12 protein-coding genes and 1 pseudogene are annotated in these 16,831 nt (G+C 68.3%); 2 read left to right on the top strand and 11 right to left on the bottom strand.

Going from position 1 to position 16,831, the window contains the following annotated elements; all coding sequences use genetic code 11:
* Positions 1–21: 21 nt before the first annotated feature.
* The 6 genes from ACW17Z_RS11475 to ACW17Z_RS11450 form a co-directional block, all read right to left on the bottom strand.
* Positions 22–966 carry an NAD(P)/FAD-dependent oxidoreductase gene (locus ACW17Z_RS11475; RefSeq protein ID WP_492056102.1) on the bottom strand — a complete coding sequence of 315 codons (945 nt, stop codon included), beginning with the start codon at positions 964–966 and terminating at the stop codon, positions 22–24.
* Entirely contained in the window at positions 960–1,715 is a 756-nt protein-coding gene (locus tag ACW17Z_RS11470; protein ID WP_492056101.1) for an SDR family NAD(P)-dependent oxidoreductase, read from the bottom strand. The genes ACW17Z_RS11475 and ACW17Z_RS11470 overlap by 7 nt, the downstream gene beginning before the upstream one ends.
* The gene (locus tag ACW17Z_RS11465; protein WP_492056100.1) at positions 1,708–2,148 is read right to left on the bottom strand and encodes a DUF3429 domain-containing protein; all 441 of its coding nucleotides are present in this window, start codon (positions 2,146–2,148) and stop codon (positions 1,708–1,710) included. Before ACW17Z_RS11465 ends, ACW17Z_RS11470 begins: the two co-directional genes overlap by 8 nt.
* Positions 2,145–2,549 carry a thiol-disulfide oxidoreductase DCC family protein gene (locus tag ACW17Z_RS11460; RefSeq protein ID WP_492056099.1) on the bottom strand — a complete coding sequence of 135 codons (405 nt, stop codon included), beginning with the start codon at positions 2,547–2,549 and terminating at the stop codon, positions 2,145–2,147. The genes ACW17Z_RS11465 and ACW17Z_RS11460 overlap by 4 nt, the downstream gene beginning before the upstream one ends.
* A gap of 5 nt (positions 2,550–2,554) precedes the next feature.
* Positions 2,555–3,193 carry a GTP cyclohydrolase I FolE gene (folE, locus tag ACW17Z_RS11455; protein ID WP_492056098.1) on the bottom strand — a complete coding sequence of 213 codons (639 nt, stop codon included), beginning with the start codon at positions 3,191–3,193 and terminating at the stop codon, positions 2,555–2,557.
* Positions 3,194–3,292: 99 nt separating this feature from the next.
* The gene (locus tag ACW17Z_RS11450; protein ID WP_492056097.1) at positions 3,293–3,934 is read right to left on the bottom strand and encodes a TetR/AcrR family transcriptional regulator; all 642 of its coding nucleotides are present in this window, start codon (positions 3,932–3,934) and stop codon (positions 3,293–3,295) included.
* A 1,117-nt stretch (positions 3,935–5,051) separates the two neighbouring features.
* Here ACW17Z_RS11450 and ACW17Z_RS11445 point away from each other — a divergent pair.
* Positions 5,052–5,537 carry a hypothetical protein gene (locus ACW17Z_RS11445; RefSeq protein WP_492056096.1) on the top strand — a complete coding sequence of 162 codons (486 nt, stop codon included), beginning with the start codon at positions 5,052–5,054 and terminating at the stop codon, positions 5,535–5,537.
* A gap of 494 nt (positions 5,538–6,031) precedes the next feature.
* Here the strand turns inward: ACW17Z_RS11445 and ACW17Z_RS11440 are convergent, their stop codons facing one another.
* Together ACW17Z_RS11440 and mutS are read right to left on the bottom strand one after the other, a co-directional pair.
* Entirely contained in the window at positions 6,032–8,857 is a 2,826-nt protein-coding gene (locus ACW17Z_RS11440; RefSeq protein WP_492056095.1) for a [protein-PII] uridylyltransferase, read from the bottom strand.
* 21 nt (positions 8,858–8,878) lie between these two features.
* Positions 8,879–11,578 carry a DNA mismatch repair protein MutS gene (mutS, locus tag ACW17Z_RS11435; RefSeq protein WP_492056094.1) on the bottom strand — a complete coding sequence of 900 codons (2,700 nt, stop codon included), beginning with the start codon at positions 11,576–11,578 and terminating at the stop codon, positions 8,879–8,881.
* A 196-nt stretch (positions 11,579–11,774) separates the two neighbouring features.
* Between mutS and ACW17Z_RS11430 the strand changes: the two genes are divergently transcribed.
* Positions 11,775–14,273 (top strand): glycoside hydrolase family 95 protein, encoded by a 2,499-nt coding sequence (locus ACW17Z_RS11430; RefSeq protein ID WP_492056093.1) that lies wholly within the window; start codon positions 11,775–11,777, stop codon positions 14,271–14,273.
* A 37-nt stretch (positions 14,274–14,310) separates the two neighbouring features.
* On the opposite strand, the pseudogene ACW17Z_RS11425 reads toward ACW17Z_RS11430, so the two are convergent.
* The 3 genes and pseudogenes from ACW17Z_RS11425 to dnaJ form a co-directional block, all read right to left on the bottom strand.
* Positions 14,311–14,382 (bottom strand): annotated as a pseudogene (locus tag ACW17Z_RS11425) (hypothetical protein); the annotation flags it as partial.
* Between the two features lie 28 nt (positions 14,383–14,410).
* Positions 14,411–15,472, bottom strand: a complete 1,062-nt coding sequence (rhuM, locus tag ACW17Z_RS11420; protein WP_492056092.1) for a RhuM family protein — start codon at positions 15,470–15,472, stop codon at positions 14,411–14,413.
* 73 nt (positions 15,473–15,545) lie between these two features.
* Positions 15,546–16,697, bottom strand: a complete 1,152-nt coding sequence (dnaJ, locus tag ACW17Z_RS11415; RefSeq protein ID WP_492056091.1) for a molecular chaperone DnaJ — start codon at positions 16,695–16,697, stop codon at positions 15,546–15,548.
* Positions 16,698–16,831: the final 134 nt, after the last annotated feature.

The following is a 16,831-nucleotide window of genomic DNA, read 5'->3' as shown; positions in this document are numbered from 1 at the left end:
TGGGCGTTGCCGCTGACGGCGTCAAGGCAGGAGCCCAGCCGCCATCTCGAAGCCTGATCGCCAGGCGCCCTCGACCGAGCCGCCGCCCAGCCAGTCGCCGCAGACGCCCAGGCGGCTCGCCGCGTCCCACAGGGGCGGACGCGGCGCGGCCAGGGGCCGGGCATAGCGCCAGCGATGGGCCACCGCCGAAACGGCGAGGGGCGCAGACGATCCCAGCAGGGCCTCAAAGCCCGCCAGCAGCCGGGGCGCGGCCTGATCGGCGGTCAGTTCCAGATGGTCGCGCGACCAGTCGGGGGTGGCGTGGATCACCCAGGCCTCGGTCGCTGCGCGCCCTGGCTTGCTGGCCTCGCGGTTGGCGAAGGCCACCACCTCATCGCCGGTCAGAACCGCCTCGGCGCTTTGCACGGGCTGATCGAACACCGCCATCAGGGTCCAGCACGGCGCAGAGCGAACGGCGCGGGCCAGGGCGGCGAATTGTGGCTGGACCGGAGCCAGCAGAACGGCGGCCTGTTCGGCGGGGATGGCCACGACGAGGCGGTCAAACGGCCCCTCGTCCTGCGTCGTCCCGGCCAGGCGCCAGCCGGCGCCGTCGCGCGAAAGCCCGCTGATCGTCTGGCTCCAGCGGGTGTCCAGATCGGCCGCCATGGCCTTCAGCGGCGCATTCATCGCGGGGACCCCGACAAACTGTCCGGGCCCGGCGGCAGGCCAGGGCGCGGCCAGACCCTGCAGGCTCCAGAACTGCACCTGAGCCTGAAAGTCGGCCTCCAGGGCCGTAAAGGCCGGCGCGCCATGATCGAAGGCGACCTCACCCTCGCCCAGCGCTTGCCGACGGGTCGACATCCGTCCGCCGGGGCCCCGCGCCTTTTCGAAGACCACGACCTGATGGCCGGCCGCCTGCAGGGCGGTGGCGCAGGTCAGGCCGGCCATGCCGGCGCCGATGACGGCGGTGCGAGGCTGGTTCACCATGGAATGGGCGCTCCGTCCCAGGCGTAGAAGCCGCCATTGGCCTCCGGACCCAGGCTCTCGGCCACCGCCAGCAGGGCGGCGGCCGACTGCTCGGCGGTGAACAGCCGTCCGTCGGCCACCCCCGCCTGGAACGGCGCGCTGAGGGCGGTGTCGACGGTGCCGGGATGCAGCGCCACGCAGACGCCCAGCGGCCGGGTGCGCCGGTGCTCAATCGCGATAGTGTGGATCAGCATGTTCAGCGCCGCCTTCGAAGCGCGATAGCCGTACCAGCCGCCCAGCTGGTTGTCGCCGATACTGCCCACCCGGGCCGACAGGGCGGCCAGAACGCTGGGCTGGTCGCGCGGGGTCAGGGGCAGCAGGTGCTTGGCGACCAGGGCCGGGCCCACGGCATTGACCAGAAACACCCGCGACAGGGCCTCGGCCGTCACGGCGCGCAGGGTCTTTTCGGGCGCCAGACCCTCGCCGTGCAAAATGCCGGTGGCGATCAGGATCAGGGTCGGCGCCCCCAGGGCGGCGATGCGGACGGCGGCCGCCGCCAGGCTGTCCTCGTCGAGAATATCGGCCGGCATCCAGACCATCCGGTCTTGGGCGTCCGTCGCCGGCCAGTCCGCCGGAAGCCGTCGCGACAGGACGATGACCCGATCATAGCTCGGGTTTCCGGCCAGGGCGCGGGCCAGGGCCCAGCCGACGCCGCCCGCGCCGCCGACCACGACGGCCAGCCGGGCCGATTTCGAAGCCGCCTCAGCCATGCAGCACCAGCGCGCCGGCCGACAGCCCGGCCGTGCCGCCCAGGGTCAGGATCAGCCTCAGGCGCGGATACCAGTCGGGCAGGCCGCTGGACCAGACATCCCAGGCCCCATGGACCAGCAGGGCCAGGGCCAGCACCGCCAGCTGCGCGGCGCGCAGCTCGGGGGGCAGCAGCAACACGGCCAGGGCGACCAGGGTCGGGATCATGGCCAGCGACACGACCCGGGCGTCAACGCGATCCTGACGCACCGCCATGGCCCAGCGCGCTCCGCCCAGAAAGGACAGGATCAGGCCGCCATACAGGGCCAGGGCGCGGGCCGCCAAGGCGGCGTGGTCGGGAAACAGGCCGCCGATCAGGGGCGGCGCCAGGAAGGGGATCAGGCCCAGCAGGCCATAGGCCAGCACCACGCGCGGCGTTCCGGGCGCGGGAGTCATGCCCGGCCTCCGCGCGGGGTTTTCTCGAGGCGGCGAACCAGCGCCTGCAGCCGGGGCCGCAGCCGCAGGAAGCCGCGATAGGCCCGCTCCAGCGCCCACAGCAGCGCTGGGTTTCGCGCCATCCGGCCAAAGGGCGCCAGCACGGGAATGGCCCGCCACAGGGCCGCGAAGGCCGCGGCGCCCGACACCATCGGCCCACCGGCCTCCTGGGCGTGAAAGCGGGCCAGCAGTTCCGCCCGGTCGGTCGGACAGCTGCCGTCGCCGGCCACATCGACAAAGGCGATCGCGCCCCGGCGATCCAGCCGCCGCATCAGGGCGATCTCGCGGACGCACAGCGGGCAGTCGCCGTCGAACCAGACCGTCACCGCCGGCGTCGTCGAGGTGAGTGGCGCGGCGGTCATCGGTCTCAGGCCTGCCGGACCATGCGCAGGAACTCGTCCCGGGTGCGGCCATCGTCGCGGATCACGCCCAGCAGGCGGCTGGTCGACAGCATCGAGCCGGGGGTGTCGACGCCGCGCAGGGTCATGCAGCTGTGCTCGGCCTCGATCACCACGCCGACGCCCAGGGGATCCAGCACGTCCTGGATGGTCTGGGCGATGTCGGCCGTCAGCTTTTCCTGGATCTGCAGGCGCTTGGCGAAGCCGCGCACCACCCGGGCCAGCTTGGAAATGCCCACCACCCGGTTGCGCGGCAGATAGCCCACATGGGCCCGGCCGATCACCGGCAGCATGTGGTGCTCGCAGAAACTGACAACCCGGATATTGGACAGCACGATCAGGTCCTCATAGCCGCCGACCTCTTCGAAGGTCCGCTCCAGATGGCTGCGCGGATCATCGGCATAGCCGCTGAACAGCTCGGCATAGGAACGCGCCACCCGGGCCGGCGTGTCCAGCAGGCCTTCGCGCGACGGATCGTCGCCCGCCCATTCGATCAGCACGCGCACGGCCGCCTCGGCCTCGGCCTGGCTGGGGCGCGAGGGGCTGTGGGCGTGGGGATGCAGCTCGTGGCAGGCGAGAGAGGAATTGCCGTGAATCTTGCTCGCCATGCCGTTCTCTCCGCGCCGATCACCGGGCCTAGGAGCGGGGTTCTATATCTCACTTGAGATATAGAAAAGCGGAGAGTTGGCGACTGTGACGATTGACCGTCAGGCCGGAACCCGAACGGCGTAGGCCCGCACGAAGGCCTCGCTGACCGACCGGGCCAGGTCCTCAGTCGACAACGGCCGCACATGGGTTCCGTTCAGCTGGTCCTGGTGCAGACAGGCCACCAGCAGCGGCGACAGCAGCATCAGGCCGGCCGCCCGGGCGTCGGCCTGGATCATGTCGCCGCGGCGCATGTGCTCTTCCAGCCGCGCTTCCAGCACCTGCAGGGTCGGCTCGACAATATGGTTCAGGGCCGAGGCGCCGATCTGCGGGTCCAGAAACCCTTCGGCCAGGCTGACGGCGAAGATGTCGCCCAGCTTGACGGGACGCGGCGCCTGCAGGGCCCGGATCAGGGCCTCGGCATAGCCCTGGATCGACTCGGCGAAGGGGCGGTCGGAGCTGCGCTGGGCGTCCAGGCCGTCGCGGCCCACCCGCAGGCAATCGGCCAGCACCGCGTCGACCACCGCCTGACGGCCGCCGAAATAGTGGCGCAGGGTCGGAACGCTGACCTCCGCGGCCCCAGCCAGATCGCGCAGACTGGGACGCGCCGCCTGCCGATGCATCAGGCGCGTGGTCATCTTGGTCAGCAGATCACGCCGCTTGGTCTCGTGATCGGCGGCCAGGGAGCCCTTGGGTCTCGACACCGTGATTGTCCTCGTACGCGCCACCCGTAACGCGAAGGCGCGGCGGCGGCAATCTGGGCGGGGCTCCACGGGCGCGACTTCGCCGCCTCGCGCGGAAACCGCCGATGGTGTGGGAAGGGCTGCGGAGCGTCCGGGCCTCGCCCGGATGAGGGGGTAGCAAATACCGTTTCGACGAAGACAGACGCTCCGCGTGATCTTCAGACGGGAGCCTTCGAGGCGCGGGGTTTTAACCCGCTCCCGACTTCGGCCTCCGGCGGGTGGAGGGGATAGCGACCCCGTCCAGACCGCATGGGCGATTTCAGCCCATGCCTGCTGCGCATCGCACGGGCGTCGCCAAAGGGTGTTCCCGGCGGTCCCGGTCCGGCTTCAACACGTCCGGGCCCCGCAAGGACCGATCCGCTCCACCAGACCCTGCCGGGCCTTCAGACGACGACCAACGGGCGCTTCCCGCTCGACCACCCCCGACAGCCGCAACGGTCGCCGTACGTGCGCCCTTCCCGTGCTGTCAGGTGAGATTGATTATGCGGGCGGTTTCGACGCGTCTGACAGGCGCGATCAAGTTTTTTACAAGTGGTTGATTGGGCTTGGGTTTGTTCTGGAAAGAACGGGGATTGAGCGCGGCGTATCCCCGTACGACCAGCCCTCTCCCAGAGGGAGAGGGAGGGACCCACGCTTGCGTGGGAGGGTGAGGGGTTACGCCGTCAGCCGTCTTGGCGCTCGAAGGCCCTGCCCTGTCCGGAAGGGCTTCGCAAACCCCTCATCCTCCCACGCCTACGGCGCGGGCCCCTCCTTCTCCCTATGGGAGAAGGTTTCGTTCTGGCGTCCCGCCCCCTTCGTGCCGAAGGGAGCCCACCCTTCATCTCACGGCGAGACGATCGCCGGACTGTCCAGGTCACTCAAGGCCGGCCCTCCGGGCCGCCGCGGAGCGGCCGGTCGCAGACCGGGGTCGGTGGACTGACCTGGACAGTGCGGCACGCTGCTGCCTCCAAGAAATGAAGGGCTGGCTCTGCGCGAGGGCGCGTCCGCTTTCGACCCGTTGCGGACGCTCCAACCGTGCCGGTAAGGTCGAGCAATGGAACAGGTCTCCCAGCGACGCAGAACCCAGCTCGGGGACGTCATGAACAAATTGCCGGGCGCTAGCCTTCTGCTCGTATTGAGCGAGGCCGAATTCAGGCGCGGCAGCGATTACTTTCCAATCCAGACCTTCTCCGACCTGATGCAAATGTCAGACAAGGGCGACGCGCTAACTGCGCTTGCGTTCGCGCGTTCATCCGGCGGCTTGATCGAGGGCCGAAAGCAGCTGGGGCCTTCAACAATCCATTATCTCGCCGAGACCGACAGCGTCGCTGAACTCACTCGATACCGGTTCGATGATGGAAACGACCGTCGCGCCGGCCAAACTCTCGACCTTCTTTCGGACCTGTGGGACAGCGATGTCGAGGAAACAGAAATACTGGGATTGGGATGTAGTTGGCACATTCGTTTTAGGTCGGACGAGCCACTGATATTCTTCGCAGCGCCCTCTTTGATCTGCGCGCGCGTGCTGTCGATGAACAGCGAGCGCGCCTGTGTCGTCGATAGCGATTTTGTTTATGCTCTCTAGCCGCGGAGCCATCGAAAGATGTGCGGAAGGATGAGCGACACGCTCCTAGACGCGGCCAGCAACGTCCGCAATCCACCCATCGGCGACGCTAAAAAGGTCCGGTGTTGTTTTAGCCGTTGGGCCTTCGGCCAACACATTGTCCAGCATGCCACGCACCGCCACCGTCGAGACACGTGTCCTGAGCGACCGTCGGCGAAAAGCGGATATAGACGACAGCCGCGACCAGCACTGCAGCGATTAGCCCAAGGGCGATCCAGAGCCTCTTCATAAGGCGAAGCTAGCCCCGCCAATGTCCGACTTCCACCCAAAGCAGACCTTCAGGGCTTAGCCTTCCCTCATCCGCTCTCCCCGGCGAAAGCCGGGGCCCAGATTCATCCTGAGCGTCTGGGGTGGACGCGCCTTGAGACCTAGCTAGATCAGCAGATCTTTCGGGGTTCGATCTGGGCCCCGGCTTTCGCCGGGGAGAGCGGAGCGGGAGTGACCGCCTCGGCCCCCTACCGCGCCACGCTCGCCCGCGCCCGCTTCAGCCCCGGCCGCGTATTCGGCGCCCCGGCCTCGTTGGCCTCCAGCGCCGACAGCAGGTCCGCCTTCAGCGCCGTGACCTTGCGCGTCTCGGTCAGTTTCCCGCCCTCGGACGTCTGCACATAGAAGGCGTCGACCGCGCGTTCGCCGTAGCCGTCGATATGGGCCGACTGGATCGACAGGCCGCTCGTCGCCAGGGTCTGGGCCAGGGCGTGCAGCAGGCCCGGGCGGTCGCGGCCCGAGGCCTCGACCACGGTGGCGTCGTTGGAGGCCTCGTTGTCGACCACCACGCTCGGGGCGATCGAGAAGGCCGCCGTGCGCGACTGTTCGGCGCCGCGACGGGGCTCGAAGCTCATGGTTTCGCCGCGACCGGCCGCTTCCAGGGCGTCGGCCAGACGCCGCAGGGCGCGGGGGTTTTCGCAGCCCATGGGGGCGCCGGTGACGTCCTGCACATAGAAGACGTCCAGGGCCTGGCCCTGGCGTGAGGTGAAGACCCGCGCGCCCACCACATTGCCGCCCAGCGACGAGATGGCCAGGGCCAGGTCGGCGAACAGGCCGCGACGGTCCCGGGCCGCGACCACGATCTCGGCGGCGTTGGAGCCCGGCGTCACCTGGCCCTCGGCGGCGGCTCCGCCCTGGATGGCGGCGCGGCGGGCCAGGGCCGCGTGATCCTTCAATTCCTGCGCCTTGAAGGCGCTGAAATAGGCGTCCTCCATGGCTGACGCCCAGCCCGCTGCGGCCGGGTCGTCGGCGATCAGGGCCTCGCGCGCGGCCTCGGCGACGGCCTCCTGATGGCGCTGGACGCTGGCGGCGGCGTCACTGCCCCGGCCCCCGCGGAACACCGCCTCAGTGGCGTTGTAGAGCTCGCGCAGCAGTTGGCCCTTCCAGCCGTTCCAGACCCCCGGGCCCACGGCGCGGATGTCGGCGACGGTGATGACCAGCAGCAGGCGCAGGCGCTCGGGGTTCTCGACAATGCGGGCGAAGGCGGCGACGGTGCCGGGGTCGGAGACGTCGCGCTTCTGGGCGAAGTCGCTCATCACCAGATGGTTCTCGACCAGCCAGGCCACCAGCTCGACCTTCAGCCGGTCGACGCCCAGGCGCTCGCAGGCGCTGCGGGCTGACCGGGCCCCGGCCTTTTCCTGGCCGCCCACCCCGCCCTTGCCGGTGTCGTGCAGAAGCATGGCCAGGAACAGGGCCTCGCGGTCCTCGATCAGCGGCATGATGGAGACGGCCAGCGGATGATCGTCGGCCAGGCGGCCGGCGGCGATGTCGCCGATCACGCCCACGGCCCGCAGGGTGTGCTCGTCCACCGTGTAGGAGTGGTACATGTTGAACTGCATCTGGGCGACGATGCGGCCAAATTCAGGGACAAACCGGCCCAGAACCCCGGCGTCGTTCATCAGGGTCAGGGTGCGATAGCTGCGCTTGCCCCGGGCCAGCAGGTGCAGGAAGGCCTCGCAGGCATCCTCGTCACGGCGCACCCGCGAGGTGATCAGGGCCAGCGAGCGGGTCACGGCCGTGAAGGCGTCGGGGTGCAGGTCGAGATCGCGCTCGTCGGCGATCTTGAACAGCCGGATCAGATTGACCGGATCGGCCTCGAACACCTCGGGCCCGTCGATATTCAGCCGGCCGCCGTCCTCGTAGAAGCCCTCGACATCCAGCGCCTTGCGCTTGGGCCGGCCGCCGCCCGGCAGAAAGCGGGAAATGCCCTTGGGCTCGTTCTTGAAGTGCTCGGCTTCCAGCTTGGCCGAGAAGGCGCGGGTCAGGGCCCCGACCTCCTTGGCGATCAGGAAGTAGCGCCGCATGAAGCGCTCGACCGCCGGGGCGTCGCCTCGGTCGCCATAGCCCATGCGGCGGGCGATCTCGGGCTGCAGGTCAAAGGTCAGGCGCTCTTCGGGCCGGCCGGTGGTGAAGTGCAGGTGGGCGCGCACCGCATGCAGGAAGTCGAAGGCGCGGATAAAGGCCTTGGCCTCGCGCCGGTCGAACACCGCCAGCTTGAACACGTCTTCAGGGCGGTCCACCGGGTGCAGATACTCGGCGATCCACATCAGGGTGTGCAGGTCGCGCAGGCCCCCCTTGCCCTCCTTGACGTTGGGCTCGACCATGTAGCGGCTGGCCCCGGCCCGGGCCTGGCGGTCGTCGCGTTCCTTCAGCTTGGCGGCGACGAACTGGGCGCCGGTGCCCTTCATGACGTCGTCGCGGAAGCGCTTCTTGAGGTCCTCGCCCAGGCGCTCGTCGCCGGTCAGGCGGCGGGCCTCCAGGATGGTGGTGCGGATGGTGAAGTCTTCGCGCGACAGCCGCACGCATTCCTCGACCGTGCGCGAGGCGTGGCCGACCTTGAAGCCCAGATCCCACAGCGCATAGAGCATGAACTCGATCACGCTCTCGGCGTGGGGCGTGGTCTTGTAGGGCCGCAGGAACAGCAGATCGATGTCGGAATAGGGCGCCAGGGTTCGCCGGCCATAGCCGCCGACGGCCAGCAGGCACAGGCGCTCGCCCTCGGTGGGGTTGCGGGCCCGGAATACATGGACCGTGGTGAAGTCATAGAGGGCGGTGATCACCTCGTCGGTGACGCCGCTGAGCAGGCGCGAGGTCTCAAGGCCGCCGGCCCCGTTCTCCAGCCGCTCCTTGGCGATCATCCGGCCGCGAAACAGGGCCTGTTTGAGGATCTCGATGGCGCGGGTCCGCTGGGCGGCCTCGTCGCCGAGGCTGTCGAGGGCGGCGGCCGAGAGACGCGCACGCAGGGCGTGACCGTCGACGACATGTTCCAGCGGGGTGGGGCGAAGGCGACGGGGCATGATGGGGATATGGTGTACCCGCTAAGCCTTGAGCAGTCCCTTAAGGCGATATAGCGCCTCAAGGGCTTCCCGGGGCGACATTCCGTCCACATCGAGGTCTTTCAGGGCCGTATCGATGACACTGGGCGCCGGCTTGGCGGGCGCCGCCATGGCCTGGCTCATCGCAAACAGCGGCAGATCGTCGAGGCGGGCGGGTGATTCGTCCTTGGTCTCAAGGCGATCCAGCACCTCGCGGGCCCGGGCCACGACCGGGGCCGGAACCCCGGCCAGCTTGGCCACCTGCACGCCGTAGGAGCGATCGGCCGGACCGGCGGCGGCCTCGTGCAGGAACACCAGATCGCCGTTCCATTCCTTGGCCCGCAGGGACAGGTTGGAGACGTGATCCAGCCGTTCCTCCAGGGTCGCCAGCTCGTGATAGTGGGTGGCGAACAGGGCGCGGCAGCGGTTGGTGTCGTGCAGGGCCTCGGCGCAGGCCCAGGCGATGGCCAGGCCGTCATAGGTGGCCGTGCCCCGGCCGATCTCGTCCAGGATCACCAGGCTGCGCGGCGTGGCCTGGGTCAGGATGGCGGCGGTCTCGACCATCTCCATCATGAAGGTCGAACGGCCCCGGGCCAGATCATCGCCGGCGCCGACGCGGCTGAACAGCCGGTCGACCACGCCCAGCCGGAAATGGGCGGCGGGCACGAAGCAGCCGGACTGGGCCAGGATGGCCAGCAGGGCGTTCTGGCGCAGGAAGGTCGATTTACCCGCCATGTTGGGGCCGGTGACGATCGACAGGCGCGGCCCGGTCTCGCCCGAGGCGTCCAGGCAGCAATTGTTGGGCGTATAGGGATCGCCGGCCCGCTTGACGGCGGCCTCGACCACCGGATGGCGGGCGGCCTGGGCGTCGAAGGCCAGGGAGCGGTCGACGATCGGCCGCGTAGCCCCGCTGTCCTGGGCCCATTCGGCCAGGGCCGCGGCGACATCGAGCCGGGCCAGCGCCTCGGCGGCGATCTGAATGGCGTCGGCCAGCAGGCGGGCGACCTCGCGCCAGGTCTCGAAGGCGGCGATCTCCATGGCCAGCACCCGCTCGCCGGCCTGGGCGATACGGGCGTCCAGATCCGCCAGCTCCACCGTGGTGAAGCGCACCTGGTTGGCCAGGGTCTGGCGATGGATGAAGGTGGCGTTCAGCGGCGGCTGGAACAGCGGGTCGGCCTTGCCGGCCGTGGCCTCGACGAAATAGCCCAGCACGCCGTTGTGGCGGATCTTCAGCGGCACGCCGCTTTCGGCGGCCAGCTGGGACTCCAGGGCGATGATCACCTTGCGGCTGTTGTCGCGCAGGGCGCGGGCCTCATCCAGCTCCTCGCGGATCCCGGACGCCACGAAACCGCCGTCGCGGGCCAGGGCCGGCAGGTCGGGACCCAGCCCCGCCTCCAGCGCCGCCAGAAAGCCGCCCAACCCCTCGTGCAGGTCGGGCGTCAGGGCGCGGAAGGCGTGCTCCAGCTCGAACGGCGGCGACGACAGGGGGTCGCCCGAGCCGGCGACCATCGCGGCCAGGGTCTCGCCGATCTTCAGGGTGTCGCGGATACAGCCCAGGTCGCGCGGCCCGCCCCGGCCGAGCGCCAGGCGCGACAGGGCGCGGGCCATGTCGCCCGAGCCCTTCAGGGTCTCGCGCAGGCGCTGGCGCAGCGACCGATGCTCGACGAACCACTCCACGGCGTCCAGGCGCTGGTCGATGGCCGCGACGTCCAGCAGCGGCCGGGCCAGGCGCGAGGCCAGCAGCCGCGCCCCGCCCGAAGTGATCGTGCGGTCGATGGCGGCCAGCAGCGAGCCGTTGCGGTCGCCGGTCTGGGTGCGGTCGATCTCCAGGCTGCCCCGGGCGGCGGGGTCGATGGCCATGACGTCGGCGTCAGCCGCCCGGCGCGGGGCGCGCAGGGCCGGCAGGCGTCCGGCCTGGGTCATTTCCAGATGGGCGGCGATCAGGCCCAGTGCCCCGATCTCGGCCGGCGACAGGCCGCCGAAACCGTCCAGGGTGTCGACGCCGTACAGCCGCTTGACCCGCGCCTCGGAGGCCTGCGGTTCGGACAGGGCCGAGGGCATGGGCTGGATCAGGCCGCCGCAGATCTTCAGGGTCTGGGACAGCTGGTCGTCGGACAGCAGGCGGTCGGCGACCAGGGTCTCGGACGGGGCCAGGGCCGCCAGGATCGCGGCGACGCCATCCTTGCTGACCGAGAACACCTCGACCTCGCCGGTCGACAGCTCGACGCTGGCCACCGCCGCCTGCCCCGCCCGCACGGCCACGGCGGCCAGGCGATTGGCGCCCCGGGCGTCCAGCAGGCCCTCCTCGGTCAGGGTGCCGGGGGTGACCACGCGCACGATGTCGCGCCGCACGATCGATTTTGAGCCGCGCTTCCTGGCCTCGGCCGGGTCTTCCATCTGCTCGCAGACGGCGACCTTGAAGCCCTGGCGGATCAGCTTGGACAGATAGGCCTCGGCCGCGTGCTGCGGCACCCCGGCCATCGGGATCGGCTGGCCGTTGTGCGTGCCGCGAAAGGTTTGCGAGATGCCCAGGGCGGCGGCCGCCGCGATCGCGTCGTCAAAGAACAGCTCGTAGAAATCGCCCATCCGAAAGAAGATCAGGGCGTCCGGCTGCCGCGCCTTCATCTCGAAGAACTGCTGCATCACCGGCGTCGCGCCGGTGGCGTCATAGGTCTGGATGGGCGTGGAGGCGGGGGCGTTCATCGCCCGGGAACCTACAGAGCGTCGCGGGCGGCGTTAAGGGGCGGCGTTAAGGTTTGTAGGGATGGATGTCCCGCTGTGACCTCGGATGGCAGGTTTGCACCCAGCAAAGCCCCTTGATCGCCAAAGCCAAAAATGGTCTCACAGAAAGAAAGACACCGGTGTCATTAATCCAGATCACCGGCAGGGGAGCAACACCATGCAGCCGACCCGACGGACATGGCTTTTGGCTGGCAGCGCCTTGGCCGCGCTTTCGACATTCAGTTCCCGGTCCCTCGCTGCGGGCTTACTGTTCGACGGGCCCGGGGCCAGTCCGGCTGACCGCGCCCGCTCAACCCTCTGGTATGACGCCCCGGCGGCGGACTGGCTCTCCTGCCTGCCGCTGGGCAATGGCCGTCTGGGGGCGCTCTGTGACTCAGGGCCAGGCCTCGAGACCCTCCAACTGAACGAGGACACCTTCTGGAGCGGCGGTCCCTATGGCTCAACCCGCCCGGGGGCTCACAAGCAGCTCCAGGCCGTTCGGGACCTGATCTTTGCCGGCAAGCCGCTTGAGGCCCAAGTCCTTCTCGAACAGGGCATGATGGCCGTTCCGTCGCGCCAGATGCCGTTTCAGACCCTTGGCGAACTGCAGATCCGCCATCTGTCCGAAACCCTGCCGACCAAGGCGTACCAGCGGCGGCTGGATCTTTCCCAAGCCGTTCTGACCACGACGTTCGAGCGGGGCGACAACCGTTACGAGCGCGAGATCTTCATCTCTGCTCCCGACCAGATGCTGGTCTATCGCTGCCGGGTCATCGGGCCCGGTCATCTGGACGCCGATCTCGGCTACAGCCGGGCGGCCGGTGTGGGTCTGACGACGTCAGCGTCGACGAAGACCTTCGCCCGCCTTGACGTCGAGGGCGTCAATGCCAGCGCCTATGGCGTCGAAGGCAGGCTGCGCTTTTTCGGCGGCCTCGAGGCGCAATGCGAAGGGGGCCGTATCGAAGCCCGAGACGATCATCTGGAAATCCGCGGGGCGAAGGCCTTTGAACTGCGGGTCGCGATCGCCACCAACTTCGTCAGCTACAAGGATGTTTCCGGCGACCCCAGGGCGATCGCGCTCAGCCGTCTTGCGGCCGGACGGTCAAGGTCCTTCGAGACGCTGAAGGCCGATCACATCGCCGAACATGCGCGGCTGTTCGATCGCTTCGATCTGGATTTCGGTCCGGAGGCCCCGACGCCCGCCGCCCGCCTGACCGCCGACAGACGGATCGCCTGCAACGCTCTGGCCAAGGATCCCGGGCTTGCGGCCCTGCTCGTGCAGTACGGACGCTACCTGCTGATCTGCTGTTCGCGACCCGGAACCCAGCCGGCCAACCTGCAGGGCCTGTGGAACCGCGAGGACAGCCCGATCTGGGGGTCAAAATACACCATCAACATCAATACCCAGATGAACTACTGGGCTGCAGAAGCCGTCGGCCTGGAAGACTGTGTCGAACCCCTGGTCGAACTCGTCCGGGACCTGTCCGTCACCGGCCAGGCCGCCGCACGAGATCATTGGAACGCCGGGGGCTGGTGCGCGCACCACAATACCGACCTATGGCGCGCTGCGGGGCCGATAGACCGGGCCCGGTCCGGTTACTGGCCGACCGGCGGGGCCTGGCTGTGCAAGCATCTCTATGAGCGCTGGCAGTACAATGGCGATGACGCCTATCTGGCTTCGATCTGGCCCGTGCTGAAAGGCGCGGCGCAGTTCTTCCTCGACTCCATGGTCGTGGATCCGGCCCACGGCTACTTCGTCACGTGCCCGAGCCTGTCACCGGAAAACAAGACGCCGTTGGGCACGGCCCTGTGCGCCGGGCCCTATATGGACACGGAAATCATCCGGGACCTCTTCGTCAGTGTCGCATCGGTCACCGAAGTTCTGGGGATCGAGAACGAGTTTCGCGACCGGATCAATGCGCGCCTGGCCAGGCTGCCTCCGTTCAAGGTCGGGAAGGCGGGGCAGTTGCAGGAGTGGCTTGACGACTGGGACCTCGAGGCGCCGGACCCGAACCATCGTCACGTGTCCCACCTCTATGCGGTCTATCCGGGCGCCCAGATTTCTCCGGAAAAGACACCCGCGCTGGCGGCGGCCGCAATCCGGACCCTGGCCCTGCGCGGCGACCTGCGGACCCCGTCGAAGCCGAACGAGATCGGCGGCGATTTCGGGCTCCGGTATGGAGCGGCATCGGCTAGCGACAAGGACACGACCGGGTGGGGGTTGGCCTGGCGCTCCTGCCTGTGGTCACGTCTGGGGGATCCTGTGCGCAGCTTCGACAGCCTAGAAAGACTGACCAGCACGGCGCGTCTGCAGCCCAACATGTTCGCCCTGCACCCGCCGTTCCAGATCGACGCCAATTTTGGAGCGATGGCGGCCGTCGTCGAGATGCTTTTACGAAACACGAGCTCGGGGATCGAGCTCCTGCCCAGCCTGCCGCCGGCCTTCGCCGACGGAAAAGTCCGGGGCCTGCGAGCCCACGGCGATGTCTCCGTAGATATGGTCTGGAGCCGGTCAAGGCTGGTCGAGGCCACGCTTGCGGCCCAGCGCGATCTTCAGATCACGCTCCGCTATGGAACACAGGCTCTGCCCGTTGTGCTCGAAAAGGGCCGGACGGTAAGGGTTTTGACCGACAAGGCAGGCCGCCTCCGGATTTCCACTGCGCCGGATTCTGTGTGAGGTCAGCCCCGGACGGCAGGGGCCAGGGGCTTGACCCCTAGCTGCCCGTAACCTCGTCCCAGAACCGCTTGGCCTTGCCGACGAAGTTGGCCGACTTGGGGTTTTGCTTGCGTCGCACAGGCCGGCCCGTGGAGCCCCTAGGACTTCTCGCGACGACCTCCTGAAGGTCTCGCCTTGGGCAGAGCGCCATCGGCTGTCTTCAGCTCGGCCAGGCCCCGGTCCGCATCTGTGCGCCGCGCCCTTTTGCGCGCTTCATCGAACAGCCTGTACGCCGCCTTGGCGGACGCTTCGGCATCGTCGTGACGCACGTGTCCGCCCCCACGAAGCACCACCCGGTTCAGACTCGCCAGTTGCTGATCGAGGAGCAACGCGGCCTGCTCCATCAACACCAGCTTGCCGATCTCAAGCTGGTCTTCGAAAATATCCAGCAGGATCGCTGTAAGCCGGTTCAATTCCTTGAGTTCGGCCGGTGCAAGATAGTTCTTGGCGACCAGGGCGTCGGCCTGACGAATCTCGTCCTTGGGCCATGACTGCAGGCCCATATTGGGCGCAGCCGCATCGGCGCGGTCCATCAGCACCTCGGACGGCGTCTGGTTGACCACCGCATGAAAGAGCTTGGCCTGGGTTTTGCGGTAAAAGTCCGACGCGGCGGATGAGCCGGGATCATAGTCCTGACAAAAGGCGCATATCCGCCGAAGCTCGGCATAAACGTTGGCCTCGGAACTTCGGATGTCGCGAATGACCTCGCGAAGTTCACGCACGCGGTCCTGATCGTCCGGATTTTTCAGGCGCTCGGCGTCAATGACGAAGCCTCGCGTCGCGAACCGAACCAGAACCCCCGTGGCCCATTTGCGAAACAGGGTCGCCGGGGCAGAACTGACCCGGTAGCCGACCGAAATCACCATATCGAGGCTGTAGAGCGCGACGGGCTTTGTAGACCGGGCAATTTGCATAAACTGCAAATTGCCTTCCTCGGCCAGTTCACCCTCTTCGAATACATTGGCGATGTGTCTGGAAATCACAGATACGTCGCGGCCGAAAAGTGCGGCCATCTGCGCCTGGGTCATCCACAGCGCGTCGCCGTCATGACGTAGCTCGACCCGCGCGCCACGATCGGTCCCGTAGATCAGAAACCGGTGGCCGGTATCAGCGTCCTCGATCAGGCGCACTGGACCCGCATTGTCTTCGTCGGCAGTCATCGTTCTCGCCCTCTCGATCGACGAGAACAATAGTAGAACGACTTTGTCCTGAGGGCCAGACGGCGTTCGCCCCCTAGCTCCCCGTAACCTCGTCCCAGAACCGCTTGGCCTTGCCGACGAAGTTGGCCGACTTGGGGTTCTGCTTGTCGTCGCACAGGCCGGCCAGCTCCTTGAGGAGCTCTTTCTGACGGGCCGACAGGTGGGTCGGGGTCTCGACGAACAGCTCCACCACCAGGTCGCCGCGCTGGCGGCTGCGCAGGGACGGCATGCCCTTGCCCTTGAGCCGGACAGTCTTGCCGGTCTGGGAGCCTTCCGGAACCTTGACCGGGATCTTGCAGGCGCCGTCGCAGTCCTCGCCGCCCATCAGGCAGGGGGCGTCGATCTCGCCGCCGAGGGCGGCCACGGTCATCGGCACCGGCACGGTGCACAAAAGGTCCAGGCCGTCGCGCTCGAACAGCTCGTGCGGGATCACCGACAGGAAGATGTAGAGGTCGCCGCGCGGGCCGCTGCGGGCTCCGGCGTCGCCTTCGCCCGACAGGCGGATGCGGGCGCCGTCATCAACGCCGGCCGGGATGCGCACCGACAGGATGCGCTCGCGGCGCACCTGGCCGTGGCCGTTGCAGCTCTGGCAGGGGTCCAGCACCAGACGGCCCGAACCGCCGCAACGGGGGCAGCCGCGCTCGACCGCGAAGAAGCCCTGGGTGGCCCGCACGCGGCCATGGCCGCCGCAGGTGCCGCAGACCGTCGGGCTGGTGCCGGCCTTGGCGCCCGAGCCGTCGCAGACCTCGCAGGTGATGGCGGCCGGAACCTTGATCTCGACCTCGGCGCCGGCATAGGCCTGCTCCAGGCTGATCTCCAGATCGTAGCGCAGGTCCTGACCGCGTTGCGGACCGTTGGACGGACGGCGACCGCCGCCGAACATCTCGCCGAACACGTCGCCGAACACGTCGCTGAAAATGTCGCTGGCGTCACCGCCAAAGCCGCCCTGGCCACCACCGCCGCCGCCATTGACGCCGGCGTGTCCAAACCGGTCATAGGCCGCGCGCTTCTGCGGATCCGAGAGGATCGAATAGGCCTCGTTGATTTCCTTGAAACGGCCGGACGCGTCCTCGCAGCCGCCGTTGCGGTCGGGATGGTGTTCCATCGCCAGCTTGCGGAATGCGACCTTGAGGCCCGCATCATCGGAGGTCCGGGTCACGCCCAGGATTTCGTAATAGTCGCGCATCGTCAGCGTCTGGCGCTCAAAAGGCCCACGGGAGAGGCGGTGATAAGGAAAGAGGTGGTGTTCTGCATCGCGCGGCGCAAGGCGTCACAGGCGCGCGGATCAAGCGAACGCGGCCGCGAAACGATCGTCAGAGG

Source organism: Caulobacter sp. GSs2 (assembly GCF_058680895.1).
Note: the sequence above shows the minus strand (reverse complement) of the source record. Positions and strands in the feature narration are given on the sequence as shown.